The following is a 26,019-nucleotide window of genomic DNA, read 5'->3' on the forward strand; positions in this document are numbered from 1 at the left end:
TCAAACAGAGGCTGGAATAAATTAAATTTTCCATTCCACAAAGTTTTTCAGCAGTTGCAAACCTGCGGTATGACTTTTTTCAGGGTGAAATTGGGTCGCAAACAAATTTTCTTGATGAATGGCTGTGCAGAACTCTAATCCGTAGTCACAGGTCGCCGCCACAATGCCAGAGTTCTTCGGTTCAACATAGAAGCTGTGCACGAAGTAGAAACGTGCATCTTGCTCAATGTCTTTCCACATTGGATGACTCGGATCAGCCTGATGAACTTGGTTCCAACCCATATGCGGGACTTTCAAGCCGTCTACATCAGGAAAGCGTTTCACGCTGCCTTCAAAAATACCGAGAGCATCGACTCCGCCATTTTCTTCAGAGCGTTGCATCAGCGCTTGCATACCCACACAAATCGCTAATACAGGCTTATTAAATGCCGCATGGCGAACGACTTCATCAATCCCTGCTTCATGCATGCCTTGCATACAGTCACGCATAGCACCTACGCCAGGGAATACAATTTTGTCAGCTTGAGCCACTAACTTGGGATCATTGGTCACATCGACCGTTGCACCAACATGCTCAAGCGCTTTTGCTGCTGAGTGTAGGTTACCCATACCATAGTCAAGAAGGGCAATACGGGTCATTACAAACTACCTTTGGTTGAAGCAATGGTGTTGGTTGCACGTGGGTCAATTTCACAGGCCATACGAAGTGCACGCGCAAATGCTTTGAACACACTTTCAATTTGGTGGTGGCTATTTTTCCCTTTCAGGTTGTCAATGTGTACTGTCATGAGTGCATGGTTCACAAAGCCTTGGAAAAACTCAGAGAATAGATCCACATCAAAACGACCAATCATGGCACGGGTAAATGGAATATCCATAAATAAACCTGGACGGCCAGATAAGTCCACCACAGCACGGCTTAAAGATTCATCTAACGGTGCATAAAAATGACCATAACGACGTAAACCTTTTTTGTCACCTAAAGCTTTAGCAAAAGCCTGTCCAAGCGTGATACCACAGTCTTCAACCGTGTGGTGATCATCAATTTCCAAGTCGCCATCACATTCAATATCAATATCAAATAAGCCATGTCGCTTGATTTGATCAATCATATGATCTAAAAAGGGAATACCTGTGTTGAGCGTGCCTTGACCCGTACCATCGAGGTTTACACGAACTCGAATTTTGGTTTCGTTGGTATTTCTTACCACTTCACTGATACGTTCTGTCATAGACACGTTCCTCAAAGACGTCAAATAATTGATGTAAAATGTTTCGCCGTAACGAAGTCACCGCATATTAGATTGCTCAGGAGGGTTTATCAATGCCTATTACCGTACACGCTTATACTTCACTGGAAAAAGAAGAGTTGCGCAGCCAGCTAGAGCGACTGTACGACACTAGTCCTGAATTTGGCGATGGGCATGATGCCGTAGAACAACTTGAGCAAAATCTAGCTCAGTATACCTTACTTTACACCGCAGAATTTAATACTAAAGTCATTGGCGCCATTTGGTGTAGTGGGCAGGGTGAAAATAAAACCTTAGAATACATCGTAGTACATCCTGCAAACCGTGGACGAGGTGTTGCGGAGCGGCTGGTTGAAGAAGTCTGTCGTATGGAAGAAGCCAAAGGTGTCAAAGTGTTCGAGCCGGGCTGTGGTGCAATTCACCGTTGCTTAGAGCACATTGGTAAAATTTAAGCTTTTTTAAAGCAGTCTTTGGGCTGCTTTTTTCATGAATAACGATGGTGATGCGCTTTAATTGTAAAGAATGACTCAAAAAATGTACGAAGGGCGCTGGGTTTGCTGTAAAAGTAAACACTCAAATGATTTTTTTGAAAACGGACTTGACGCTGCTTCGCTTAAACTGTTTAATACGCGACATCGGCGTGATAGCTCAGTAGGTAGAGCAACGGATTGAAAATCCGTGTGTCCCCAGTTCGATCCTGGGTCTCGCCACCATATTCAAAATCTTATTTAAAAATTTCAATCCCTGATCCCATCAGGGATTTTTTTTGCCTGAAATTTATTCGATCAAATAAAAAAAGTGATGATTTTTATTGACTATTCACCCGAGATACGGCTTAATACACGGCATCGGCGTGATAGCTCAGTAGGTAGAGCAACGGATTGAAAATCCGTGTGTCCCCAGTTCGATCCTGGGTCTCGCCACCATATTCAAAAAAGTCTCAAACAATGTTTGGGGCTTTTTTTTGTCTCATGAAAAGTAGGATTGTATAAGATGTTGGACAACATCATGCTTTGGCTCTTGGAGAATGTGCTAATTTTGAGTCAAAAATAAGACTGAGGATGGCTTATGAAAGACCGCTTTTCATCGGGAAGTCAGCTTTATCAACTCGCACGTCCGAGTTATCCAGCGAGTTTGATTCAAGAAATACTCAAGCATGTAGTAACTCCTCAATTTGCGTGGGACTGTGGTGCAGGATCGGGGCAATTAACTCAATTGTTGGCGCCGCATTTTGATGCCGTGGTGGCGACAGATATCAGTGTGCATCAGTTACAATATGCACCTTATTTTGAAAATGTTAGTTATCAAGTTCAGTCTGCAGAGCACACCAGTTTTGCCGAGCAGAGTTTTGATTTAATCACGGTGGCTCAAGCCATTCATTGGTTTGATTTTGATGGTTTTTATGCAGAAGTGCGGCGGACTTTACGACCTGACGGCATTTTGGCGGTCATTGGCTATGGTTTAATTCAGCTGCAGCAACCTGAGTTACAGGGCTGTATTGAACGACTTTATTTTAAGACTTTGAAAGGCTATTGGGATGCCGAACGTCGTTATATCGACGAGGCCTATCAAACCATTCCTTTTCCCTTTGAGGAAATAGCGACGTCTGAATTGTCGATGTCATTTCAATGGTCTGCTGCTCAATTGTTGGATTATTTAAATACATGGTCTGCACTGAAACATTATCGAGCGAAAAATTCAGATGACCCCTTATATGAGTTCAAAGCATTCTTCGCCGTTGATGATCATGCGAACCAACTCTTTGAGCTTAAATTTCCAATTTTTTTAAGATTGGGCCGTCTACCTGTATCGGCGCATTGAGTGTCTAAGCTTAATCGGCAATCAGACGTTTACCGAAGCACACGACTTCGATTTCCTCATAACCCAGTTGCTCATAGAAGCTTTGCACGTCGATGTTTTCTTTACGTACAAGCAGTTGTAGTTTGGGACAGCCTAACGCAATCAGGCGCTTCTCGAGCTGCTGTATAAGTGCGGTTGCGACCCCATTGCGTTGAAAGTGCGGATGTACTGCCAAATAATTAATCCAGCCGCGATGGCCATCATAACCACCCATCAATGTGGCGATGAGTTGTTCATCTTTAACCGCTAATAAAAATAAACCATCTTTTTGTGCGGTTTTTCTAAAAATATCAATTTCAGGGTTGTTCCAAGGGCGAGTGAGGTCGCATACCTCCCAAAGTGCAATGACGTCTTCTAAATCTGTTTCGAGATAGGGGCGAATAATGAACATGAGCTTGGCATTTTTATTTTTTGGATGCCTTTAGATTAATTGAGTTTTTTTATTTTGATAAGTGTTTTCTTACACTTTTCATCAGCCATAAAAAAACGCCCAATCGGGCGTTTTTTAAAACTTTAAATTAAGCAGATTTCGCTTCTGCTTGAACAGGAAGCATGTGGCCTGTTTCTTCAAAGTTAGAATGCCAAGACAATGCTTCACGAAGAAGGTGAGGTGTATGACCACCTTTTGCACATGAACGATCGAAGTAGTCGTTTAATGCATCACGATACAGTGGGTGTGCACAGTTGTCGATAATCGCACGAGCACGTTCACGCGGTGCTAAACCACGCAGGTCAGCCAAACCTTGTTCAGTCACAAGAATGTCAACATCGTGTTCAGCATGGTCGATGTGCGATGCAAACGGTACGATTGAAGAGATGTCGCCACCTTTCGCAATTGATTTGGTTACGAAGATCGCCAAGTGTGCATTACGTGCGAAGTCACCTGAACCACCAATACCGTTCATCATTTTCGTACCGCAAACGTGAGTTGAGTTTACGTTACCGTAAATATCAAATTCAAGCGCAGTATTGATGCCGATAATACCTAAACGACGAACCAATTCAGGGTGGTTCGAAATTTCTTGCGGACGTAAAACCAATTTATCTTTGTACGCTTCAAGGTTATTAAATACTTTCTCGCCGTATTTTGCAGAAAGGGTAATTGATGAACCTGAAGCAAACTTCATTTTACCTGCATCGATCAATTCAAACGTACAGTCTTGCAGGACTTCTGAGTACATGACGAGGTCTTCGAAGTTTGAATCTTTAAGACCTGTAAGTACAGCATTGGCAATTGAGCCAATCCCTGCTTGTAATGGGCCTAAGTTTTTCGGTAAACGCTCTTCCGCCACTTCTTTTTCAAAGAATGCGATTAAGTGGTCTGCAATGCCTTGAGTTTCATCATCTGGCGCTGTCACAGTTGATGGAGAGTCGTGCAAGTCATTGTTGATGACGATACCGACGATTTTTGCAGGATCGATATTGATCGCGTGCGTACCAATACGCTCATCCACTTGAGTCAATGGAATCGGTTGACGTGTTGGACGGTAAGTTGGGATGTAAATATCGTGTAAGCCTTCAAATGCAGGGCTTAAGTTGGTGTTGATTTCAACAATCACTTTTTCTGCGAAAATTGCGAAGCTTGCAGAGTTACCTACCGACGTTGTTGGAATGATGCCGCCATCTTCAGTAATTGCAACCGCTTCAATGATTGCTACATCTGGTTTTTTCAACTGAAGGTTACGCATTTGCTCAACTGTTTCAGACAAGTGTTGGTCAATGAACATCACTTCGCCATTGTTGATGGCTTTACGTAAAGTGTTGTCCACTTGGAACGGTAAACGACGTGCCAATACACCCGCTTCAGTCAATTGCTTGTCTAGGTCATTACCTAAAGACGCACCAGTAATTAATGTGATTTTTAAAGGATTTGTGTGTGCGCGTTTAACCAATGCCAAAGGTACAGCTTTCGCTTCGCCAGCACGAGTGAAGCCACTCATACCTACAGTCATGCCATCTTCAATAAAAGCAGACGCTTCTTCTGCACTGATGACTTTATCGTGAAGTGAAGCTAAACGGATACGATCTAAAGACATGGTTTACTCTCGTTAATATTCTGGATCTGGCACCGATTGTACCGATCAAGAACGACATTGTGCATACCTGTTAGGCTAAGGTCTAATTTTTTGAAAAAATGTGGGTATAAGGGATTCTGATGATTTGTAAGTGGTTGAAATATATTTGGTAAAATTAAATTGTTGAATAGTTGAACAAAATCGTTTGATCAACTATTGTACAAAGTTTAAAAATGTTCAACCAAGGTTTGCTTTAATTTTTCGAGTGGGTTGTTGCTGGAAATTTCAACATCTTGATTGTGATGAAGAGGCAGCGAAATAATTGCTTCAAGTCCGCCTTGTTCCCGATTATGAATGCTGAGTTGACCTTGGTGAATGTCGACAATTCGTTTCACAATGGCGAGACCTAAACCACTGCCTTGAACTGTTCTGGCTTCATTGCCACGCACAAAAGGTTGCATGAGCTCTTCAATTTGATCGTCAGGAATGCCTTCACCATGGTCTGCTACGCTAATTAAAATATGTTCATTTTCCACTGTTGCGGAAAGTTCAATCGGCTCAGCACCGTAGCGTTTTGAATTATTAATCAAGTTACCAATCAGGCGTTTAAGAGATAGACTACGTGCCTGAATAATCGGTAATTCAGCAGGTTCAAAACGAATATCCAGCGGTTTGAATTGCACCACCAATTCTTGTAACAACATATTTAAATCGGTGTCTTGGATTTCCTCATCCGAGCCGTCACGCATATAGGAAATGAACTGATTTAAGATCGCATCCATATCTTCAACGTCATAAATCAGCCCTTCTTTTAAAAAATCATCATTGGGCATCATTTCCGCACTGAGTCGAATACGGGTCAGAGGGGTGCGTAAGTCATGTGAAATCCCCGCCAACATAATCCGGCGGTCACGTTCAGTCTGATCTAGGGTGTAAATCATGTGATTAAACGCTTGGTTGACCTCACGAATTTCTTGGGGGCCGTGATTGGTCTCTAAATACGGCGCTGTGCCTGTTTTACTATAACTGTTGGCAGCATTTTGCAGACGACGCAGCGGGCGATTGAGCTGACGAACCAAGGTTAAAATAATGGCTGCTGCAATAAGGGGTACGCCAAGCAGCCAACCGAAAATTAACTCAGGGCTGTAGTTGGCATAGGTTTTCAGTGGTTCCCGTACCCAGTTGCCGTTCATTTCAGGCGTTTGAATCCAAATGCGCGGGCTAGGTTTAAATTGGAAATATACTGTGGCATGTTCGACTTTTAATTCTTTGGCCAGCTTAGCTTCAATTTGATTGGTAAAGAACTCGGCAATCACCTTATCTTTAACATTGGGATATTCTTTGGGATCGGTGACGTATTCAATCCCGACGCGGCTTCTTAGCCAGTCATCGACATCGACTTCAGTATTTTGATGATAAATCCGTAAATCGGGGTTGTTGAGAATTTCTATTTCAACAGCAAGATAACGAGCATGTTGTTGAATTTCTGGAAGATATAAGGTGCGCCAAAAGAACCACAAAGACATAAATAAACTGAAAAATACAATGAAGAGTACCAGTACGGTGGTGCGCATGGCAGCAGAACGCGGCTTGATTTTATCTAAAAAGCGTTCCCAACGCGTGCGTTTCCGTTCTGAATACGCTTCGTAATCTGTAAATTTTTGAGGGTCGATGGGTTCGAGTTTCACGTGATTTCCTGTTTCTATGTAAGAGACATAGTTCAATGGTGACAGGTATGCGATACGCGAAAAGTCATCTGCAATTGTTCGAGGCAGGAGGTCTGGGTGTTATAAAGTTTCTGCGAGCATGATGTTGAAATGCAGAAATATGCCGAGTTTTGCAGATGACAATGGTTTTGCTTACTTTTGTCGAAACAAAAGTAAGGCGAACCGCAGGTTAATCGATAAAGTTGAGCTTAATTTTAGGACTCCGTCGTGCTGATTATTGCTACTCAGCTTAAAAAGACCGAAGCCGTATTTTTTAGTTTTGAATTATTCCGCGCCATCTGGAACGAACACATAACCCACACCCCAAACCGTTTGGATATAACGTGCACGAGCAGGGTTTTCTTCTACAAGACGACGTAGGCGCGATACCTGAACATCAATCGAACGTTCCATTGCACCCCATTCACGGCCACGCGCAAGGTTCATCAATTTGTCGCGAGTCAAAGGCTCACGTGGATGTTGTACCAAGGCTTTTAGTACCGCAAACTCACCTGTAGTTAAGGTTACGACTTGACCTTCACGCGTTAGGGTACGTGTTGATAAATCAAGTGACCATGGCCCAAAGCTGACCACTTCCATTTGTTGGCTTGGTGCGCCTGGAACTTCACGCACTTGGCGGCGCAGTACAGCGCGAATACGTGCTAACAACTCATTTGGATTAAATGGTTTCGGTAAGTAATCATCTGCACCCGCTTCTAGACCTGCAATACGGTCTGAATCACTGCCACGAGCGGTAAGCATAATAATAGGCGTATCAATATTGGATTGGCGTAGACGACGGCAGATACTTAAACCATCTTCAACAGGAAGCATGAAGTCGAGCACAATCAGTGAAAACAGTTCGCGCTGTAAGAGACGATCCATTTGAGTTGCATCATGCGCTGTTTTCACCACAAAGCCTTTATCTTCTAAAAAGCGTTGGAGTAGCGTACGTAAACGCACATCGTCATCTACCACTAAAATGCGTTCAACGCGATCTGCATCGCTATGTACAGCATCTGTTTTTTCAGCAGGTACAACTAAACTCATTGAAGTGCTCCTTTATTCTTTATTGTCATCGTAAACAAAAGTCGGGATAGTCTTGAGTATACGACTCATTTGTATGTCTTTACTATGCTCTAAAGCAACAAATATTGCAGGTAAAATCAAGACATAGATACCAAATGTATACATCTTAGCCCATAGAAAAAAATGGCAAAGAATACCTAAAAATAAGATTTAACACTGAAAATGAGATGGATTTATGAAATTTGCCTGAAATATGTCACATTTAAGCCATTAAATTAATAAAAACAGTTGTGGATTTTATAGTCTTGGTCTTTATAATCATGGCTTTTAGTACATATCCTTGTGGGATCACATACGATGACTGACTTAGTTCAGCAGTTGGCAAAAGAAATTGCCGTACGTCCAAATCAAATCGAGGCTGCCATCAAGTTGATTGATGAAGGTGCTAGCGTTCCATTTATTGCGCGTTACCGTAAAGAAGTCACGCAAGGCTTAGATGATGCGCAGTTACGTCAGCTCGATACACGTTTGGCTTATTTACGTGACTTATTTGAACGTCGCGACAAGGTAATCGAATCATTAAAAGAACAAGACAAATTGTCTGATGATTTATTGGCACGTGTAAATGCTGCTGAAACTAAAAATGCCTTAGAAGAAATTTACGCACCGTACCGTCCAAAACGGACCAGTAAATCATTTAAAGCCAAAGAAGCAGGCTTAGGCCCGATTGCAGAGAAAATCTTTGCAGAAGCGGTTGATCCAGCTGATGCATTGGCAGGCTTTAGCCATGAAGATTATCCAGATCTAGAAAGTCAGTTGGACGCGATTCAACATATTTTAATTGATGACTGGGCGCAGAATATTGCAATGACCACTGAACTTAAGGCCACGTTTGCAAAAACAGCCACTTTAAAAAGTTTAGTGGCAAGTGATGAGAAAAAAGAAGTTGGCAAAAAATTTCGCGATTACTTCGACTTTTCTGAAAATTTAAATAAAGTCCCGTCACACCGTTTATTGGCTATGTTACGTGGCCGTCAAGAAAACGTTTTAGGTTTAAAAGTTGATGGCGAAGATGATGCACCATTGGCGCGTATTGAAACAGAATACAGCCTTGAAACTGCACAGCCGCAAGCACGTCAAGACTATTTAAAACAAACGGCTAAATTGTTCTGGTTAGGCAAGGTTCGTCCAAGCATCGAACATTCGTTGCTCACCGAAAAGCGTCTGGCAGCCGAATCTGAAGCCATGGATGTTTTTGCTGAAAACTTACGTCATTTGTTGTTGTCTGCACCTGCGGGCGCACGTACAACCTTAGGTGTAGACCCTGGCATCCGTACAGGAGTGAAATTGGCTGTGGTAAATGCATCGGGTGATGTACTTGCACATAGCACGATTTATCCATTTGCACCCAAAGACGATAAAGCGGGTTCAATTGCAGAACTTGCCCGTTTATGCCGCGAGTTCAATGTTGACCTGATTGCCATTGGCAATGGTACAGCAAGCCGTGAAACAGAAAGCGTTGTAGCTGAAATGATGGCGGCAAACAGTGATTTAAAACTGACACGTGTTTCTGTATCAGAAGCAGGTGCATCGGTTTATTCAGCATCTGAATTGGCTTCTGCGGAGTTACCAGAGTTAGATGTGTCGATTCGTGGTGCAGTGTCGATTGCACGTCGTTTACAAGACCCATTGGCTGAACTGGTGAAAATTGATCCAAAATCGATTGGTGTAGGTCAGTACCAACATGATGTGAACCAAACGGGCTTAGCGAAAACCCTTGAGGCAGTCGTTGAAGACTGTGTGAACTCAGTGGGTGTGGATGTTAATACTGCATCATCTGCTATCTTGGGTTATATCGCAGGTTTGAATAAGTCGATTGCGCAGCAAATTGTCGATTTTCGTAAAGAAAATGGCCGTTTTGACAACCGCCAAGATTTGAAGAAAGTGCCACGTTTAGGCGAGCGTACTTTTGAACAAGCGGCAGGTTTCTTACGTATTCAAGATGGTTCAGAGCCACTGGATGCTTCTGCTGTTCACCCAGAGTCTTATGCGCTGGTCGGTAAAATTGTTGAAGCGAAAGCGACGACAGTGAAAGATATTATTGGTAACTCTGAAATCATTCGCCAAGTGAATGCTGAAGAATTTGCAGATGAGAAATTTGGTTTACCAACCATTCAAGATGTACTGTCTGAACTGGAAAAACCAGGTCGTGATCCACGTCCAGAGTTCCGTACAGCAAAATTCCGTGAAGACATTACCGAAGTTGCGCAACTGACTGAAGGCATGCAGCTTGAAGGTGTCGTGACCAATGTGACGAACTTCGGTGCTTTTGTGGATGTGGGTGTACACCAAGACGGTTTAGTCCATATTTCAGAATTGGCCAATGAATTCGTTGCAGATCCGCATAAAGTGGTGAAGCCGGGGCAAATTGTGCAAGTACGTGTACTCACTGTAGATGCTGAGCGTAATCGTGTGAATTTGTCGATGCGCCCTGAAGGTGCTGAAGCGCCTAAAGCTCCACGTCAACCACGTCGTGAAAATACAGAGCGTAGTGAACGTAAACCACAAGCTAAACGTCCACAACAAGCACGTCCACAAGGCGAGCGTGCTCAAACAAACAAGAAGCCGCAAACGGCTAAACCTCAAGAAAATAAAATTGGTGGTTTAGGTGCATTGTTACTTCAAGCAGGCATTAAAGGTTCGAAATAATCTTTAAGATTTGAATAAAAAAAACCTCCCGATTGGGAGGTTTTTTTATGGTTGCTTTTATCCGTTGATGATGGGCACGATCCAACTGGTGATAATCAGCATAATGCCAAAGTGCCCAAGCTTTCGGCAAACTTTGACAAAGGTAGGAGCGGGTTGTTCCAGTCGAGTGGCATAATCTTTGAGGCTTATGGCTTGTGTACTGCGGCTATGCCACAGGAAAACAGCAAGATCGATACAGATTAGAATCGTCCCGACATTGGCCACGATATCCATCATCACATAATCTTGTAAATACAGGCTACTGCCTACTCGGTAGCAGAGATAAATCGCAAAAGCGATACACACATATTGCAGTACGAAAGTAAAAGCGCGCATAAATTCACAAAATAAAAAAAGACGGCTGTTTATAACACAAAAAGTAGAAGGGTCGCGTCGTCTTTATCCTTTGTCCACAAAAAAGGTATGTGCCTTAACTGAGTAGGCTTTGTGCAATCAGGCTGGAAAAAATGGAGACTAACCCTATTTTTGAAAAAATATTGCAATACATGCTTGAGGGTTGTGAGGTTGGCCCAGTTTCTGTTTCTAGCGAGCGTATTTCACTCGTCAGTGGAGTAGTCTGTTGTGGTACGTGTTGGCTCTTAAAGCCAAATTCGAGCAAGATCATTAGCAAACCGCCATGAGTCAGCACTTGCCAGATTGAAATATGAGAGAGGGTGAGTTCTGTATATAGATTAAAAGCGGTAATTGCAGTAAAGATGAAGCAAAAAAGCTTGAATAAATAAAGTGCCTGCATTTCTTTTTCCCCTTTTATAATTGCTTTTATGATGAGCTTTTTTTCTTAAGCGAATATTAAGAACTATAAAAGAGTGGTGAAAAATTTAGCTACCCAACCTTTGATCAAAGGTTGGGTAAATTGTAAGAAAACTTACCAGTGTTCACCTGGGAACAAACGTGCATACGCTTTTTGTACCCAGTTGAGTTTTTGCTGTTCGCCCACAGACGCGGTAGAACTTGGGAATAAGTTATAACCAATCGACATCAGCTTATTGTTGATATCTGGTGCAATTGAATAAGTGATCGATGCCAAACGACCTAAGTTGGTTGCGACTTTCTTCGGACGCTTCACAATCGCATAAGCAACCAGATCTGCTGCCTGTTCAGGCGAAAGGGTAGGAACGTATTTATAAATTTTTGTTGGCGCAATCATCGGGGTGCGTACCAAAGGCATATAAACCGAAGTAATCGCAATTTTATGTGAATGCACTTCGGCAGAAAGACAGCGACTGAATGCATCTAGTGCCGCTTTAGACGCCACATAAGCCGAGAAACGAGTGGCATTTGCCAATACGCCAATCGAGCTAATGTTAATAATATGCCCATCACGACGAATCATCATTTGTGGCAGGATGTTCATGACTAAACGTACCGCACCAAAGTAGTTAAGCTGCATGGTGCGTTCAAAGTCGTGGAAGCGTTCCGCTGACTCATGTACAGCACGGCGGATCGAACGACCTGCGTTATTAATTAAAATATCAATATGATCGACTGAAGCTAAAATCTGCTTAGAGACTTCATCAATCGAGTCTAAATCATTTAGGTCACATGGAAAAACAGAAGCTGAACCACCTTTGGCCTCGATTTCTGCTTTAACTTCATCTAGTGTTTCTTTGGTGCGCGAAACTAAAAGGACGTGTGCTCCTGCGTCAGCCAGTTTGTGTGCAACGGTTAAACCAATACCACTTGAAGCGCCTGTAATTAAGACGGTTTTTCCATTTACGCGTTCTTTAAAAAGTCTATCCATTCTTGAATTCACGTTATCATTCCTGATCTAAGTCAAATATTTGAGGGTTATGGCTGTTTTTATATTCGATTATTAAGGCTGCATTTTCTGAGAAATGTAGCGGCTTTCCTTCACGGTATAATACCTAAACTGCTTAAAAATATCACTGCATAAGTTATTGAAATAATAAATAAAATTAGAGTAAAAGCTCTATTTTATTTCTTCTAATTACTTGTTTTTAACATGAATTCAATCAAAGTGAAAGGGCTATAAATATAAAAGACAAGCGTATAAAAAACCTCAATCATGTGATTGAGGTTTTAAGTTTGGCACTCTGTATTTTAGACTTGAGCCAAGGCCTGCTCTAAATCTGCAATTAAATCATCAATATGTTCAATACCTACAGATAAACGCACCATATCAAGACTTACTCCAGCAGACTTTAATTCTGCTTCATTCAGTTGGCGATGTGTGGTGGTGGCGGGGTGGCAGGCCAGACTTTTGGCATCGCCAATATTGACCAAGCGAGTGAAGAGTTGCAGAGCATCAATAAAGCGAGTGCCACCTTCACGGCCATCTTGTACCCCAAAGGATAAAATTGCCGAAGGTTTTCCTTTGACATATTTTTGCGCTAAGCCATGCTGAGGGTGATCTTTCAGGCCGGCATAGTTGACCCATTTCACTTTGGGGTGGGCTTGTAAATATTCTGCGACTTTCTGCGCATTTTCAGTATGACGTTCCATACGCAGGTTTAGCGTTTCTAAGCCTTGTAGAATCAAGAACACGCTTAAAGGGCTAATCGCAGCGCCAGTATTACGTAGTGGTACCACGCGGGCACGCGCGATATAAGCTGCTTCGCCTAAAGCTTCGACATAGTTCACGCCGTGATAACTTGGGTCTGGCGTATTCAGCACTTTAAAGCGCTCAGGATGCTTGCCCCAAGGAAATTTACCGCTGTCGACAATCGCACCGCCAATCGAGTTACCATGCCCACCAATATATTTGGTCAAGGAATGCACCACAATATCTGCCCCATATTCAAAGGGTTTCAGCAGTGCAGGCGTTGCAACCGTGTTATCGACCACCACAGGCACGCCATATTCATGCGCGATTTTGGCGATCGCTTCTAGGTCAATGATGTTGCCGAGTGGATTGCCAATCGATTCAACAAAGACCAACTTGGTTTTTTTATCAATTAAACCGCGTAGGGCTTCTGGATCTTGATAATCAAAGAAACGTACCTCAATGCCTTGTTTCGGTAGAGTGTGGGCAAACAGGTTATAGGTGCCACCGTACAAGGTTGAAACAGAAGCAATGTTGTCCCCTGCTTCGGTAATGGTTTGAATGGCATAGGTGATGGCAGCCATGCCAGAGGCTAAGGCCAACGCACCAATTCCGCCTTCGAGTGCGGCTAAACGTTGTTCTAGCACCGCAGTGGTCGGGTTCATAATTCGGGTATAAATATTACCTTGTACTTTAAGGTCAAATAAATCCGCACCATGTTGCGTATTATCAAAGGCATAAGAGGTGGTTTGATAAATCGGTACGGCCACTGCTTTGGTGGTGGCTTCGGGGCTATAACCAGCATGGATAGCCAAAGTTTCATCTTTATAGGTCATGGGACTTCATCTGCGTGAGTTAAATATTGCACAGTCTACCATCAATGAATATGAGTGAAAGTGTGAAAATAATGAATATTTATCTAAAAAATTCATAAAGATGAGCTGAGCGTAGCTTCTTGTCTGCGGAAAAGTAAGATAAAGAGAGTGTTTAAAAAATAACCGCACTGAAAGTTGTAACATTGCATTGAAGATCGGTTTCATGCCTTATTTTTTCAACGTATTCATCGTATAATGCCCGCAAATATTTTTTCGCTTCTTGCGATTTTTTGGTTTTTCTATTGAGGAGTCCTACGTGGCCCAATATATTTATACGATGAACCGAGTGTCTAAGATGGTTCCGCCTAAGCGCGAAATCTTAAAAGACATCTCTTTGTCATTTTTCCCGGGTGCAAAAATTGGTGTACTTGGTTTAAACGGTGCAGGTAAATCGACCTTGCTTCGTATTATGGCGGGCGTAGACAAAGATTTCTCTGGTGAAGCGCGTGCGCAACCGGGTATCAAAATCGGTTACCTAGAACAAGAGCCGCCACTTGATCCAAATAAAGATGTCCGTGGAAACGTAGAAGATGGTTTACGTGAACCATTGGATGCTTTGGCACGTTTGGACGAAGTATTTGCTGAATATGCAGCAGAAGATGCAGACTTTGATGCATTGGCAAAAGAGCAAGAAAAACTTGAAGCGATTATCCATTCATGGGATGCGCATAACCTGAGCAACCAAATGGATCAAGCTGCAGCTGCCTTGAACCTACCAGCTTGGGATGCAGATGTAAGTTTGCTTTCAGGTGGTGAGCGTCGTCGTGTTGCATTGTGCCGTTTATTATTATCTAAACCAGATATGTTACTTCTAGATGAACCGACGAACCATTTGGACGCAGAATCTGTGTCTTGGTTAGAACGTTTCTTGAAAGACTTTGCTGGTACGATCGTGGCAATTACGCATGACCGTTATTTCTTAGATAACGTTGCAGAGTGGATTCTTGAGCTTGACCGTGGCATGGGCATTCCTTACCAAGGTAACTATTCTTCTTGGTTAGAACAAAAGAATGCACGTTTAGAGCAGGAAAATAAACAAGAAGAGTCTTTTGCGAAAGCATTGAAAAAAGAACTTGAATGGGTTCGTTCAAATGCTAAAGGTCAGCAAAAGAAAAACAAAGCGCGTATGGAGCGTTTTGAAGAGCTTAACTCACGTGAATTCCAACAGCGTAACGAAACTTCTGAAATCTATATTCCACCTGGCCCACGTCTAGGGAATAAAGTGGTCGAAGTGGAAGGCATCAGCAAATCATTTGATGGTCGCGTACTGTACGAAAACCTGAGCTTTACCGTACCGCCTACAGCAATTGTGGGTATCGTGGGTCCAAACGGTGCGGGTAAAACCACATTGTTCCGTATGATGACTGGTGAACAACAGCCAGATACAGGTACGGTGACTTTGGGTGAGTCGGTTAAAGTGGCGTATGTGGGTCAGATTCGTGACACCTTAGATAACAACAAAACCGTTTGGGAAGAAGTTTCTGGCGGTTTGGATATCTTAAGAATTGGCGATTATGAAATTGCATCACGTGCTTATATCGGTCGCTTTAACTTTAAAGGTCAAGACCAGCAGAAGCGTGTAGGTGAGTTGTCAGGTGGTGAGCGTAACCGTTTACAACTGGCGAAAATCCTGCAAATGGGCGCAAACGTCATCTTACTGGATGAGCCATCGAACGATTTGGATATCGAAACCTTACGTGCACTTGAGGATGCAATTCTTGTATTCCCAGGTACGGTAATGGTGGTGTCGCACGACCGTTGGTTCCTTGACCGAATTGCAACGCACATCTTGTCGTTTGAGAACGAACAGCCTGAATTCTACGAAGGTAACTATGCTGAATATGAAGCCTATCGTTTAGCGCGTTTAGGTGATGCTGCGGTTCAAAAGCGTACCAAATACAAAAAAATTGGCGGTTAATTTCCCCGCATAAAAAACCAGCCTTCGGGCTGGTTTTTTTATGTTTGTTAATTGTTTTCTAAGGTGTTTTAGAGGCATTCACTTGTAAGCTGATAATGCTGTAATACTGATTTTTAGGTTTTGCTTTGGCATCGACCTTTTCGCTCACTTCAATCAAGTATTGTCCAGCCTGTTCAAAAGTGAGCGTGGCATTGCCTTGTGCATCAACAGGTGTGCTTTTTGCTTGCTGTTCAAGCTCACCTTGAGCGCGAACCATAAGCTCTGCATGCGCAAGAGCTTTGCCTGCTTGCGTAATTTGCAGTTGTACAGGTTGCTGTACATTGATTTGGTTGGGATGGATTTTAAAGCTGACTTGAATTGGGGCTGGTGTTACAGCGACAGGTGAGGTGCTGTCCTTGCTGACATAGCTTTGAATGCTCCATTCACGAACCGTAGAGACCTTGCTTGGCACTTTACCTTTAAAGTCACTTGGAATGACATAGTCACGCTCACTCAGAGCAGGAACTTTGTCTGCTGCTACATCGGCAAAAATTTTCCACTGATGATTGTGTTGTACGTAATCAATTGGATACGAAGTCTTTGCGAAAATGGTATAGGTACCTTTTTCAGGAAGTTTGAGATCAAACGTTGCTGCTGAGTCTAAATTTTTTACGGGTTGAACGGTACTTTGAGTTTGGTTGGGCTGAAAAACAGTGAAGGATGTATCTTTTAAAGCGTATTCAGGATGAAAAGCTTGTTCCGCATAAGCACTGAGAACAGGAACTTGGGTATTCTCTGTGAGATAGGCTAAGGGTGCGACATAGGGTTCATGGGCTTGAGTCGCAGTGCTTAGAGCAAGCGCACAAAAGAGCATATTTCTCATGGCAATAAAGTTCCGAATATAATCAAAAAGTGGATTGATTATATCGAGAAAAAATACCATTTGATAATTATTATTATTTATAATTTGCCTGAAGAAAAAGGAGAGCTTGGCCTCTCCTTGATCTGCTGATATTAAGAAGGGATTTAAATTTCCCACTCATGGTCGCATTCGCGACATTTCCATTTTTTCTGAGACTGCATGAAGCCTTGCATTGAAATCTTAAAATCAGGAAGGTCGCGGTAAAATAGGAAGCCTGCAATTACACACACGATGAAAACCACAACCGTTGTAATTTGTAATGTTGAACCAGCGCCATCCCCGAATAGCCACATTGCGATGCTAATGAGCACCAAAAGTAATAATACAAAAATGGCTGGAACTAAAAAAACCAGACTTTTAGGCACGACAGGGCGTGTTGCTGGAGCTCCTGCTTGAGCAACTGGCATAATTTTTGGGCTTTGACATTGAGGACAACGATATTGCATTACAACTCCAAAATTCGAATCTATGCTGTATTCTAATCGGATTGGAGCGGAAAGCCAAAAAAGCGTGGTAATGAAGTGCTGATAAATTTGAGGCAATAAAAAACCCAAGTCATAATGCTTGGGTTTTTTACCAGATGTTGCCATCTTAAATATGGCGTCCCTACGGGGATTCGAACCCCGGTTACCGCCGTGAAAGGGCGATGTCCTAGGCCTCTAGACGATAGGGACTTATTGAGGCATCACGTTGAGTGGTTAACACCGTCTCTCTGTGTGAGCGCTATATTAGGGATATAACGCCCATGCGTCAACTAAAAAATCAATTAAGCTTCATCAACTGCGTCATTTTTCGGCAATTTAAGACTTTCATTGAGTTTTTCCCAAACTTTTGCTTCTTTTTTGCTTGGACCACCGACAATTTCAAGAGCATGGCGTAAGCGCGCGAAAGTTAAGTCAGGGCCAATGGTGACCATGGTTTGCATCACAGGGGTCGAAGCGGTTGAACCTGCAATGGCAATAAAGAACGCTGGCATAAAGTCACGGAGCTTAATTTCCATTTGGCTGGCTAAGTCCATCAAGGTTTGACTTACGGTGTCATTGTTCCATGTGAACATGCTTTCCAAACGCCAAATGGCAAATTGCAGACTTTGACGAACTTGTTCTTCGCTCAGTTTCTTGCTTTCAAACTGTGCTTTGGTCAAGCTTGGGAACTGGTTAAAGTAATGTGCAGACCAGTTCACCGCTTCTGAAAGCAAGTTGATACGAGGTTGAATCGCTGCGGCGATGTCTTCGAGCATCTTACGATCTGCTTTCCATGCCAATAAAGTATCTAACAGTTCAGCAGGGCTTAAGCCTTTGATCCATTGACCATTGAGCCAATTCAGTTTTTCCACATCAAAAATTGGACCACCGAGGGATACACGTTGAATGTCAAAGTGTTCAATCATCTCGGCCAATGTGAATTTTTCGCGTTCATCTGGCATCGACCAGCCCATACGGCCTAAGTAATTCAACAAGGCTTCAGGCAAGACACCAATATTTTTGTAGTAGTTAATAGAGGTTGGGTTCTTACGTTTCGACAGTTTTGATTTGTCTGGGTTACGTAGTAATGGCATATGACCCAGTACAGGCATTTCCCAACCAAAGTATTGATACAGCAACTGATGTTTAGGTGCAGAAGGCAACCATTCTTCGCCACGGAAAACGTGGGTGATTTGCATCAAATGGTCATCGACCACATTGGCAAGGTGATATGTCGGTAAACCATCGGTTTTAAGCAAGACTTGCATGTCCACTTGTGCCCAAGGGATTTCTACTTCCCCGCGCAGTAAGTCATTGACTGTACAAATGCCTTCTTCGGGCACTTTCATACGAATCACGTGTGGCTCACCTGCAGCAAGACGACTTTGAACTTCTTCAGCAGATAATTTTAAACCACGACCATCGTACTTTGGTGTTTCACCACGGGCCTGTTGTTCTGCACGCATTTGATCCAACTCTTCGCTCGTAGCAAAGCAGTAGAACGCATGACCTTTTTCAACCAAATCCAGTGCATATTGTTTATAAATATGCATGCGTTCAGACTGGCGATACGGTGCATATGGCCCGCCAATGTCCGGACCTTCAGACCAATTCAATCCTAACCAACGCAATGAATCTAAAATCATTTTTTCCGATTCAGGAGTCGAACGAAGTTGGTCGGTATCTTCGATACGCAGAATAAATTCACCACCATGTTGCTTGGCATAGCATAAGTTAAATAGCGCAATATACGCTGTGCCCACATGCGGGAAGCCAGTTGGAGAGGGTGCAATACGAGTACGAACAGTCATAGCCAATTATGATTCAGAATGTAAATTGAGGTCTATTATAACGAAAAAGCCCGACCACTTAATGCTTAATTCAACATTCAGTGATCAGGCTTTTGTGCGCAAATGTCATAACTTGAGAGAGGTTACGACACTGTGGCTTATTTTTAGTTTAGAGGAACAATGATTGCACAAAACGGCTAAAGCGCTGGTTTTGTGTAGCAAAGAAATTTTGTGTCGGTGCAACTTTGATTGAGGTCATGATTTTTAAATCATTATCCATCATCGTGGTTCGGTCACTGCCTTTTTGTTGGCTGAGCGCTTTTTCAATCAACGATGTTTTCTCAGTGGGCATCGTCGCTTTATCATTGCTTTGAATGGCTGCACTATGTCCCAGTTGGCTAAAACAAGCCAAGCCGATACTCAACGTAACGGTATGTAAAAATGTTGCTTTCATGTCCTTTTCCCCTCTCAACATGGTATTGGAACAGATTTTTATTAAAGTCATTGGTAATCTAGTTTCAATTTAACCGATTTCACAAATAAAAAAGTAGAACCGTGTCACACAATTTACAAAATTATAAACAAATTTGGGCTAAATTGACATTTAAACATCAAATATAAATCATTTGGCTTTTTGTACCAAATAACTGTGGAGATAGCATGGAGATTTTGAGCTTGATCTGTGGAGGGTGGATATGGGTTATCCTTAAAAGTGCACAAAATAGTCCTTTTAGAGATATCTTTTTATCAGTATAGCCGTAAAACCTCGCCTTCAGGGCATAGGTATCTATGATCCTAGCCAAAATAATGGACAGCACGTCCCTCTAAAGATAACGTAACTTTAATCTTTGGAGATTCAAGAAATGGCTAAACGTTTTAGTCCTGAATTTAAACAGCAAGCGATTGATTATGCACTTTCAAACCCCCACGAACCTATAGCTGCAATCGCCCAGAAATTAGGTGTTGGTTATTCAACATTGGATAAATGGATTCGTGAAGCCAATCCAGTGGGTTCAAGCAAACGCCAACTTTCATCAGAACAACAGCGGATTTTAGAATTAGAGAAAGAAGTCAAACAGCTCAGGGACGCCAATGACATCTTAAAAAAAGCGCATGTGTACTTTCTGACAGATCATGCCAAGAAAAGTACACGGTAATTCAAGATCTGGATGTGAATGAAGTCACTGTATCTTCTGCCTGTAAATGCCTGGGTGTCAGCACTTCAGGCTATTATGCCTGGCGAAAATGCCAGGCCAATCTAGCGCAGAAATATAATGATTTAAAAGCCGTATATTGGCAGCATCATGCACGATTGGGTGCACCTTCATTGGTACATGACATGCATGATTTAGGTTACAGCATGAGCGAACGAACCGTTGGAAGAATGCTTAAAAAGCTTGGTTTACGTAGCAGGATTGCACGTAAATACAAGCATACGACTGATTCAAACCATCGTTTGCCTACAGCGCCTAACTTGTTGGATCGTCAATTTGGCGTTGGTCAATTGAAAGCTACTTCAAGCTTCTAAAACAAGCGGGTCATGATGTTGAATCGTGGCTCCAAACGACCCCTCAAGCAATTTTAAGAAAACTACTTGTTGCGAGTATGGCCTGCGTACTGACATGGCGAATACAACGCTGTAATGATGAACAAACTACTCGAGTAAGAGCCGTACTAACACGACTATCTGGGCGACAGCAAAAGCGAGGGAAAAGAGAAAGTGCACCATCAATACTTGCTGGACTTTCAATCTTATTAAACACCTTGAAGCTACTGGAAAGTTATTCGGTGGATGAGTTAAAGGAAATGGCTAAAATTGCGTTGGGGTATCCACACGAAGATGTGTAGATACCTATACCTTCAGGGCGGGGATGTAAGGCTGCAATCCGCTAGTCCCCTTGTGGGGATTAGCTAGGATTGCTAATGCGGAGTTTGCTGTTGCTGAATATATTTTTTGATAATCCCAATAGGTGTACCATCACATGATGCAGCGAAATAGCTAGGCGACCACAAAGCATTACCCCATAACTTGCTTCTAATTTCAGGGTGCTTGGTTCGTAAAATACGACTGGAAGCACCTTTTAAACTATTTACCAAGCTAGAAATAGCGACCTTTGGCGGATAATGCACAAGTAGATGGACATGATCATCTTCACCATCAAATTCTGCCAACTCGGCTTCAAAGGTAAGCGTGCGCTGAACCCCATAGCTATTTTTTAACTTGGGTTGGATTTCCAGCGGTGTGGCAGTAATTCTTCTATTTGGGTCACTTTATGGGTCGGTAACCTTTTCAGCACATCACTGAGATAGGCATACAGATCCAGCCCATTCAGTTTTGCTGACTGGATCAGGGTCATGATATTGGCCGCTCGTTGACCACTACGCAGCGAACCTGCAAATAGCCAGTTCTTACGTCCCAAGGCCCAGGGACGCATCTGATTTTCCAACCAATTATTATCAATGGGCAAATTGCCATTATCCAGATAGCGACTTAAGGCTGGCCAGCATTTTAGGCTGTAGTTGATCGCTCGGGCAGTTGGGGAACTCGATGGCACCGTCAGCTGATGTTGGTTGAGCCACTCATATAGTTGTTGCATCACCGGTTGACTATACTGTTGCCGGTATTCGCGGCGGTGTTCTGCTGTACCATCCGTCTTTTTCCTGAGTTCTGCTTCTATCGCATACAGTCTCTGAATCATCAGTAATGCCTGTTCAGCGATCTGACTTTTCCCGGTCACGTGCAGTTCATGGAATTTACGACGTGCATGCGCCATGCAGCCCACCTCAATGACATCGCCTGATTTAAAGCGTGCTTTATAACCACTGTAATCATCACAGACCAGATGCCCCTGCCAGCCTTTCAGGAACTCTTCAGCATGCTGACCTGAACGGCTATCTTGAAAGTCATAGATCACCGCCTGAACTGGATTGTACTGTGTGGTGGCATAGGCCCAGATATAACCTTTCTTCGGTTTTTTCTCATCATCCCCCATCTGCATGATGATGACTGGTGTTTCATCTGCATGCAGCACCTGTTGTTGCAGCACAAGCTGTTTTAAGGCATTGGTCAGAGGTTCAAGTTCTACCCCACAGCGTCCAATCCAGTCAGATAATGTGGATCTGGAAAGATCAACACCTGCGCGTAGAAAGATTTGACGTTGACGATATAGCGGTAAATGATCAGCGTATTTGGAAACCAGCACATGGCTGAGCAATTCAGGTGTAGCGATTCCTTTATCAATAACATACGCAGGCATCGCTTGTTGAGTCAGGATGTCACACTGATCACAGACCCATTTACCACGGATATGTTGTTCCTTATAGAACTGTGCCGGCCTGAAATTTAGTTTTTCACTGATATCTTCGCCGATACGACGCAATGTGCAGCCACAGCTGCATTGCGTTGAGGCAGGTTCGTGCTCAATACGGAGGGTTGGCAGGTGATCTGGCAGTGGTCGACGTTTAGGTTTGTTGACGGTGGCTTTCTGTGTCGCTGCATCGGTTTTATCTGCATTCAGCCGCTCCAGTTCCAGATCAACTGCTGCGATATCTTCTTCGACCGCTTCATCCCACAGATGGATTTGTTTTGCGGTTAGATGTTCGTTTTTACTGCCGAATTTGTGCTGTTTAAATAGTGCGAGTTCATGCTCGTATTTTTGATTGAGAATAGAAAGATGTTGAACTTTAGAATCTAATTGCTGATTGGTGACTTCAAGATGTTGAACTCTGGCATCTAATTGCTGATTTGATTGTTCCAGTTGTTGTTTAGATTGTGCCAGAGACTGATGCTGCATCGCCAACTGTCTGGTAAATTCCAGCAGTTGTTCATGGGTCAGTTGGCTTAAGTCAGGCAGCGTATTCATGACCGCAGTATGCCTGATGTCATGATGCAGAGGAAATAGAACGTTTGGAGAATAGCAGAATGGACGAGCCTGGTTTAGAGCATAGTCACCACCTGCTGTCGTCCAATGCGCTGCCAGGGCAAACCCTGGATCAATGCCTGTAACTGTTCCGGACTGAGGGCTACGGTTTCACCCTGATGAAGCTGAACCCAGTGGAATTTTCCCTGTTCCAGCCGCCGGGCACATAGCCAGATACCCAATCCATCATGTACCAGCAGTTTCATGCGATGGCCACGTTTATTACAGAACAGGTAAGCGCAATGCGGTTTGATGTAGCCAAAGGCTCTCAGCACCTGAGTCATGACAGTATCCATACCTGCAGGCATATCCATCGGCTGGGTAGCAAGCCAGATTTCATCAATACGGATCATTGAGTCAAACCCTGGATCAGCACCAGTAATTCAGTTACTGACTCCACCGGCCAGTCGATCTCGATCATCTGACCCCTTACGGAACCTGGTTCCTCATGTAGTGGAATCCTAATATGAGCGACAACTTTCTTCTCTGGTACAGGTGGCGGAGGTGCTTCTTGTCTGACTGGAGTCGGGTGAAGAATGACGGGAAGGAAGTCGGTCTGTGGAATAGATGGGGGTGTTAATGATGGAACCATTGATCTGGACTGACGAATCCATTTATGCAACAGATTCGCATTGACCTGATGTTGCATTGCCACCTTGGCCACTGATGTGTCTGGCTGCTGACATTGCTGAATAAGTTGATGTTTAAATTCAGCCGTGAAGGTTCGACGGGGCTTTTTTAGGGTTGGTGTGCTGTCTATAACTGTCTTTAAATCCATAAATAGGTGTCCACTTAAATTTTAGTGGACACTATCGCGGTATTAATGAGTTAGAAAAAGTGGGGTTCAGCGGACGCTTACCTTCAAAGTCTAAACAAACACGCTCAAACACTTCACGCATTGTTTCAAGCATTGCTTTGGTAAAAACATCTCTACGATATTTAGCGACAAAGACTAAATGAACGTGCATATTAAAAACACAATGACGACCTGTTCTAATCTCTTGACTATTGCTCATAGACCAAATATATTTTAGTAATGAAAACACTTAAATTACGAATAAAAGACAAACATTGCAAGATGCTAGACCAACTAGCAGTAGAGGTGAACTTTGTTTGGAATTATGTCAATGATTTGTGTTTCAAGCACCTACAACGTAAACAACAATTCTTTTCAGCATACGATATTGCTCAATACACGAAAGGCACATCAAAAGAATGTAACTTACATAGCCAAACCATACAGGCAATTGCAGAAGAATTAGTTACACGAAGAAAGCAGTTTAAAAAAGCCAAGCTAAAATGGCGTGTCAGTAACAACAAATCTGCAAGACGCTCATTAGGCTGGATACCTTTTAAGAAAGTAGCCATTAAATATGCCGATGGCTATGTGCAATATGGCAAGCACCAATTCAAACTATGGGACAGCTACGGACTAAGCAAATACAACGTCAAAACAGGCTCATTTGTAGAAGACAGTCGTGGACGTTGGTATGTTTGCCTTGTGGTTGATGATATTCAACAAGTTAAAGCTATAGCTAAAGGCTCAATTGGCATAGACTTGGGTTTGAAAGATTTAGCCACTTGTTCAGATGGTGTGAAACTCGAAGCTCCTAAAATCTATCGCCAATATGAGGAAAAACTTGGCATTGCTCAAAGAGCAAAAAATAAGAAACGTGTCAAAGCGATTCACGCCAAGATTAAAAATATACGCCAAAATATGTTGCATCAATTCAGCCATAAACTGGTGAATGCACATGCAGCAATCTTTGTTGGCAATGTGAATGCTAAAGCATTAGCACAAACTAGATTAGCGAAGTCAGTGTTAGATGCCAGTTGGACAACACTAAGAACCATGCTCAAGTATAAATGCGAGAACGCAGGAGTATGGTATGGAGAAGTCAACGAAGCCTATACGACCCAAACATGTTCGTGCTGTGGCTCACGCTCTAGCAGTCCGAAAGGTAGAGCAGGTCTTGGAATAAGAGAATGGCAGTGTATGGAGTGCGGTACGCTCCATGATCGGGATATAAATTCCGCACTGAATATTCTTGCGCTCGGACATGAGCGTCTCGGAGGAGGAATCCCCGTTCTTTAGGTCTGGGAGGATGTCAACAAGAATATAACCAAGCCTTTGGACAGTATTGGAAAAGCAAAGCTGGGCAGGAGGTCAACTTTAAACAGTCTCATGGTGGATCGGGCAAGCAAGCACGTGCCGTTGCAACGGGTCTCCAAGCAGATGTGGTGGCCTTGGCCAATGATATTGATGAAATTGTGAATACTGGACAAATTGATAAAAACTGGCAAAAAGAATTTCTAAATAATTCTGCACCTTATACTTCAACCATTGTTTTTTTAGTGCGTAAAGGTAATCCAAACAAATTAAAGACTGGAATGATTTAACCAAGCTGGGGGTGAGATCATTATCTCAAATCCAAAAACAAGCGGTGCGCCGCGTTGGATCTATTTATCTGCTTGGGGGTATGCGTTAAAACAACCTGGAGGTAATGATGCTAAAGCCAAAGAATTGGTGAAAAACTGTATCAAAATGTCAAAGTTCTTGATTCAGGCGCGCGAGGTTCATTGACCACGTTTGCTGAACGGGGCATAGGTGATGTGTTGTTGTCTTGGGAAAATGAAGCTTTACTGGCAACTCAAGGCCTAGGTAAAGACAAATACGATATTGTTTATCCGTCTATTTCGATTTTAGCGGAGCCGTCGGTTGCGATTGTAGACAAAACCGTGGACAAAAATGGCAATCGAAATTTGGCCAAGGGCTATTTAAACTATCTGTATTCGCCAAAAGGGCAGGAGTTGGCGGCGAAGCATTTCTTCCGTCCACGAAATAAACAAGTGGCGAACAAATACCTTGCGCAATTTCCAAAGCAAAAAACCTTTAATATTAATGATGTCTTTGGAGGGTGGGCCAAAGCGCAGAAAACTCACTTTGTAAATGGTGCGATCTTTGATCAAATTTATACTGAAAAATAAACGTGCTGCGGTTTAATGAGATCACGTTCGG

22 protein-coding genes, 3 tRNA genes and 5 pseudogenes are annotated in these 26,019 nt (G+C 42.9%); 10 read left to right on the forward strand and 20 right to left on the reverse strand.

Features of this window, described 5'->3' with window-relative positions; translation table 11 throughout:
• Positions 1–21 precede the first annotated feature (21 nt).
• Both hisH and hisB read right to left on the reverse strand, forming a co-directional pair.
• Complete coding sequence (gene hisH / locus HYI04_RS00885; RefSeq protein ID WP_004691555.1) at positions 22–639, reverse strand: imidazole glycerol phosphate synthase subunit HisH; 618 nt, start codon at positions 637–639, stop codon at positions 22–24.
• The gene (gene hisB / locus HYI04_RS00890; RefSeq protein WP_004691554.1) at positions 639–1,232 is read right to left on the reverse strand and encodes an imidazoleglycerol-phosphate dehydratase HisB; all 594 of its coding nucleotides are present in this window, start codon (positions 1,230–1,232) and stop codon (positions 639–641) included. Before hisB ends, hisH begins: the two co-directional genes overlap by 1 nt.
• A gap of 92 nt (positions 1,233–1,324) precedes the next feature.
• Between hisB and HYI04_RS00895 the strand changes: the two genes are divergently transcribed.
• From HYI04_RS00895 to HYI04_RS00910, 4 genes are all read left to right on the forward strand, one after another.
• Positions 1,325–1,702, forward strand: coding sequence for a GNAT family N-acetyltransferase (locus HYI04_RS00895; protein ID WP_004691552.1), 378 nt, complete (start codon positions 1,325–1,327; stop codon positions 1,700–1,702).
• 185 nt (positions 1,703–1,887) lie between these two features.
• Positions 1,888–1,963, forward strand: a tRNA-Phe gene (locus HYI04_RS00900).
• 137 nt (positions 1,964–2,100) lie between these two features.
• Positions 2,101–2,176: transfer RNA gene (locus HYI04_RS00905), tRNA-Phe, on the forward strand.
• A gap of 142 nt (positions 2,177–2,318) precedes the next feature.
• Positions 2,319–3,071 (forward strand): class I SAM-dependent methyltransferase, encoded by a 753-nt coding sequence (locus HYI04_RS00910; RefSeq protein ID WP_159152667.1) that lies wholly within the window; start codon positions 2,319–2,321, stop codon positions 3,069–3,071.
• A gap of 10 nt (positions 3,072–3,081) precedes the next feature.
• On the opposite strand, the gene HYI04_RS00915 is transcribed toward HYI04_RS00910, so the two are convergent.
• The 4 genes from HYI04_RS00915 to ompR form a co-directional block, all read right to left on the reverse strand.
• Positions 3,082–3,501, reverse strand: a complete 420-nt coding sequence (locus HYI04_RS00915) for a GNAT family acetyltransferase (protein ID WP_004691549.1) — start codon at positions 3,499–3,501, stop codon at positions 3,082–3,084.
• 127 nt (positions 3,502–3,628) lie between these two features.
• A complete protein-coding gene (locus HYI04_RS00920; RefSeq protein ID WP_004978127.1) occupies positions 3,629–5,146 on the reverse strand; it encodes an acetyl-CoA hydrolase/transferase family protein in 1,518 nt (505 codons plus the stop codon).
• A 206-nt stretch (positions 5,147–5,352) separates the two neighbouring features.
• Complete coding sequence (locus HYI04_RS00925) at positions 5,353–6,813, reverse strand: ATP-binding protein (RefSeq protein ID WP_178895765.1); 1,461 nt, start codon at positions 6,811–6,813, stop codon at positions 5,353–5,355.
• 303 nt (positions 6,814–7,116) lie between these two features.
• Positions 7,117–7,881 (reverse strand): two-component system response regulator OmpR, encoded by a 765-nt coding sequence (gene ompR / locus HYI04_RS00930; RefSeq protein WP_004691545.1) that lies wholly within the window; start codon positions 7,879–7,881, stop codon positions 7,117–7,119.
• A gap of 336 nt (positions 7,882–8,217) precedes the next feature.
• Here ompR and HYI04_RS00935 point away from each other — a divergent pair, with 336 nt between their 5' ends.
• Positions 8,218–10,569, forward strand: a complete 2,352-nt coding sequence (locus tag HYI04_RS00935) for a Tex family protein (RefSeq protein ID WP_178895766.1) — start codon at positions 8,218–8,220, stop codon at positions 10,567–10,569.
• A 57-nt stretch (positions 10,570–10,626) separates the two neighbouring features.
• Here HYI04_RS00935 and HYI04_RS00940 read toward each other — a convergent pair whose 3' ends face one another.
• The 4 genes from HYI04_RS00940 to HYI04_RS00955 form a co-directional block, all read right to left on the reverse strand.
• Positions 10,627–10,944, reverse strand: coding sequence for a hypothetical protein (locus HYI04_RS00940; RefSeq protein WP_004691542.1), 318 nt, complete (start codon positions 10,942–10,944; stop codon positions 10,627–10,629).
• A 94-nt stretch (positions 10,945–11,038) separates the two neighbouring features.
• Positions 11,039–11,362, reverse strand: coding sequence for a hypothetical protein (locus HYI04_RS00945; protein WP_178895767.1), 324 nt, complete (start codon positions 11,360–11,362; stop codon positions 11,039–11,041).
• Between the two features lie 132 nt (positions 11,363–11,494).
• Complete coding sequence (locus HYI04_RS00950; RefSeq protein WP_218645648.1) at positions 11,495–12,370, reverse strand: SDR family NAD(P)-dependent oxidoreductase; 876 nt, start codon at positions 12,368–12,370, stop codon at positions 11,495–11,497.
• A gap of 320 nt (positions 12,371–12,690) precedes the next feature.
• Positions 12,691–13,968, reverse strand: coding sequence for an O-acetylhomoserine aminocarboxypropyltransferase/cysteine synthase family protein (locus HYI04_RS00955; protein WP_178895769.1), 1,278 nt, complete (start codon positions 13,966–13,968; stop codon positions 12,691–12,693).
• A 295-nt stretch (positions 13,969–14,263) separates the two neighbouring features.
• Between HYI04_RS00955 and ettA the strand changes: the two genes are divergently transcribed.
• Positions 14,264–15,925, forward strand: coding sequence for an energy-dependent translational throttle protein EttA (gene ettA, locus HYI04_RS00960; RefSeq protein WP_004978114.1), 1,662 nt, complete (start codon positions 14,264–14,266; stop codon positions 15,923–15,925).
• A 58-nt stretch (positions 15,926–15,983) separates the two neighbouring features.
• Here the strand turns inward: ettA and HYI04_RS00965 are convergent, their stop codons facing one another.
• The 5 genes from HYI04_RS00965 to HYI04_RS00985 form a co-directional block, all read right to left on the reverse strand.
• Positions 15,984–16,787 (reverse strand): DUF4198 domain-containing protein, encoded by an 804-nt coding sequence (locus HYI04_RS00965; protein ID WP_178895770.1) that lies wholly within the window; start codon positions 16,785–16,787, stop codon positions 15,984–15,986.
• A gap of 143 nt (positions 16,788–16,930) precedes the next feature.
• Complete coding sequence (locus HYI04_RS00970; protein WP_178895771.1) at positions 16,931–17,272, reverse strand: hypothetical protein; 342 nt, start codon at positions 17,270–17,272, stop codon at positions 16,931–16,933.
• Positions 17,273–17,424: 152 nt separating this feature from the next.
• Positions 17,425–17,500, reverse strand: a tRNA-Glu gene (locus tag HYI04_RS00975).
• Between the two features lie 92 nt (positions 17,501–17,592).
• Positions 17,593–19,101: a glutamate--tRNA ligase gene (gene gltX / locus HYI04_RS00980; protein WP_178895772.1), complete on the reverse strand. Its 1,509-nt coding sequence runs from the start codon at positions 19,099–19,101 to the stop codon at positions 17,593–17,595.
• Between the two features lie 148 nt (positions 19,102–19,249).
• On the reverse strand, positions 19,250–19,534 hold the full coding sequence (locus HYI04_RS00985; RefSeq protein ID WP_039890577.1) for a hypothetical protein: 285 nt from the start codon (positions 19,532–19,534) through the stop codon (positions 19,250–19,252).
• A gap of 409 nt (positions 19,535–19,943) precedes the next feature.
• On the opposite strand from HYI04_RS00985, the pseudogene HYI04_RS00990 reads away from it, so the two are divergent.
• Positions 19,944–20,584, forward strand: a pseudogene (locus HYI04_RS00990) (transposase); the annotation flags it as partial.
• Positions 20,572–20,928 (forward strand): annotated as a pseudogene (locus HYI04_RS00995) (transposase); the annotation flags it as partial. The pseudogenes HYI04_RS00990 and HYI04_RS00995, both read left to right, overlap by 13 nt.
• A 72-nt stretch (positions 20,929–21,000) precedes the next feature.
• On the opposite strand, the pseudogene tnpA reads toward HYI04_RS00995, so the two are convergent.
• From tnpA to HYI04_RS01020, 5 genes and pseudogenes are all read right to left on the reverse strand, one after another.
• Positions 21,001–21,264, reverse strand: a pseudogene (gene tnpA, locus HYI04_RS01000) (IS200/IS605 family transposase); the annotation flags it as partial.
• Between the two features lie 32 nt (positions 21,265–21,296).
• The gene (locus tag HYI04_RS01005) at positions 21,297–22,943 is read right to left on the reverse strand and encodes an IS66 family transposase (RefSeq protein ID WP_178895773.1); all 1,647 of its coding nucleotides are present in this window, start codon (positions 22,941–22,943) and stop codon (positions 21,297–21,299) included.
• A 74-nt stretch (positions 22,944–23,017) separates the two neighbouring features.
• The gene (gene tnpB, locus HYI04_RS01010; protein ID WP_178895774.1) at positions 23,018–23,353 is read right to left on the reverse strand and encodes an IS66 family insertion sequence element accessory protein TnpB; all 336 of its coding nucleotides are present in this window, start codon (positions 23,351–23,353) and stop codon (positions 23,018–23,020) included.
• Positions 23,350–23,778, reverse strand: a complete 429-nt coding sequence (locus HYI04_RS01015) for a transposase (protein WP_005401365.1) — start codon at positions 23,776–23,778, stop codon at positions 23,350–23,352. The genes tnpB and HYI04_RS01015 overlap by 4 nt, the downstream gene beginning before the upstream one ends.
• A gap of 76 nt (positions 23,779–23,854) precedes the next feature.
• A pseudogene (locus HYI04_RS01020) lies at positions 23,855–24,016 on the reverse strand (transposase); the annotation flags it as partial.
• Between the two features lie 20 nt (positions 24,017–24,036).
• Between HYI04_RS01020 and HYI04_RS01025 the strand changes: the two are divergent.
• Together HYI04_RS01025 and HYI04_RS01030 are read left to right on the forward strand one after the other, a co-directional pair.
• Entirely contained in the window at positions 24,037–25,095 is a 1,059-nt protein-coding gene (locus HYI04_RS01025) for an RNA-guided endonuclease TnpB family protein (protein WP_005401363.1), read from the forward strand.
• Positions 25,096–25,097: 2 nt separating this feature from the next.
• Positions 25,098–25,988: pseudogene (locus tag HYI04_RS01030) on the forward strand (sulfate ABC transporter substrate-binding protein).
• Positions 25,989–26,019: the final 31 nt, after the last annotated feature.

It is taken from the genome of Acinetobacter sp. SwsAc2, assembly GCF_013391465.1.
Taxonomy (GTDB): domain Bacteria; phylum Pseudomonadota; class Gammaproteobacteria; order Pseudomonadales; family Moraxellaceae; genus Acinetobacter; species Acinetobacter johnsonii.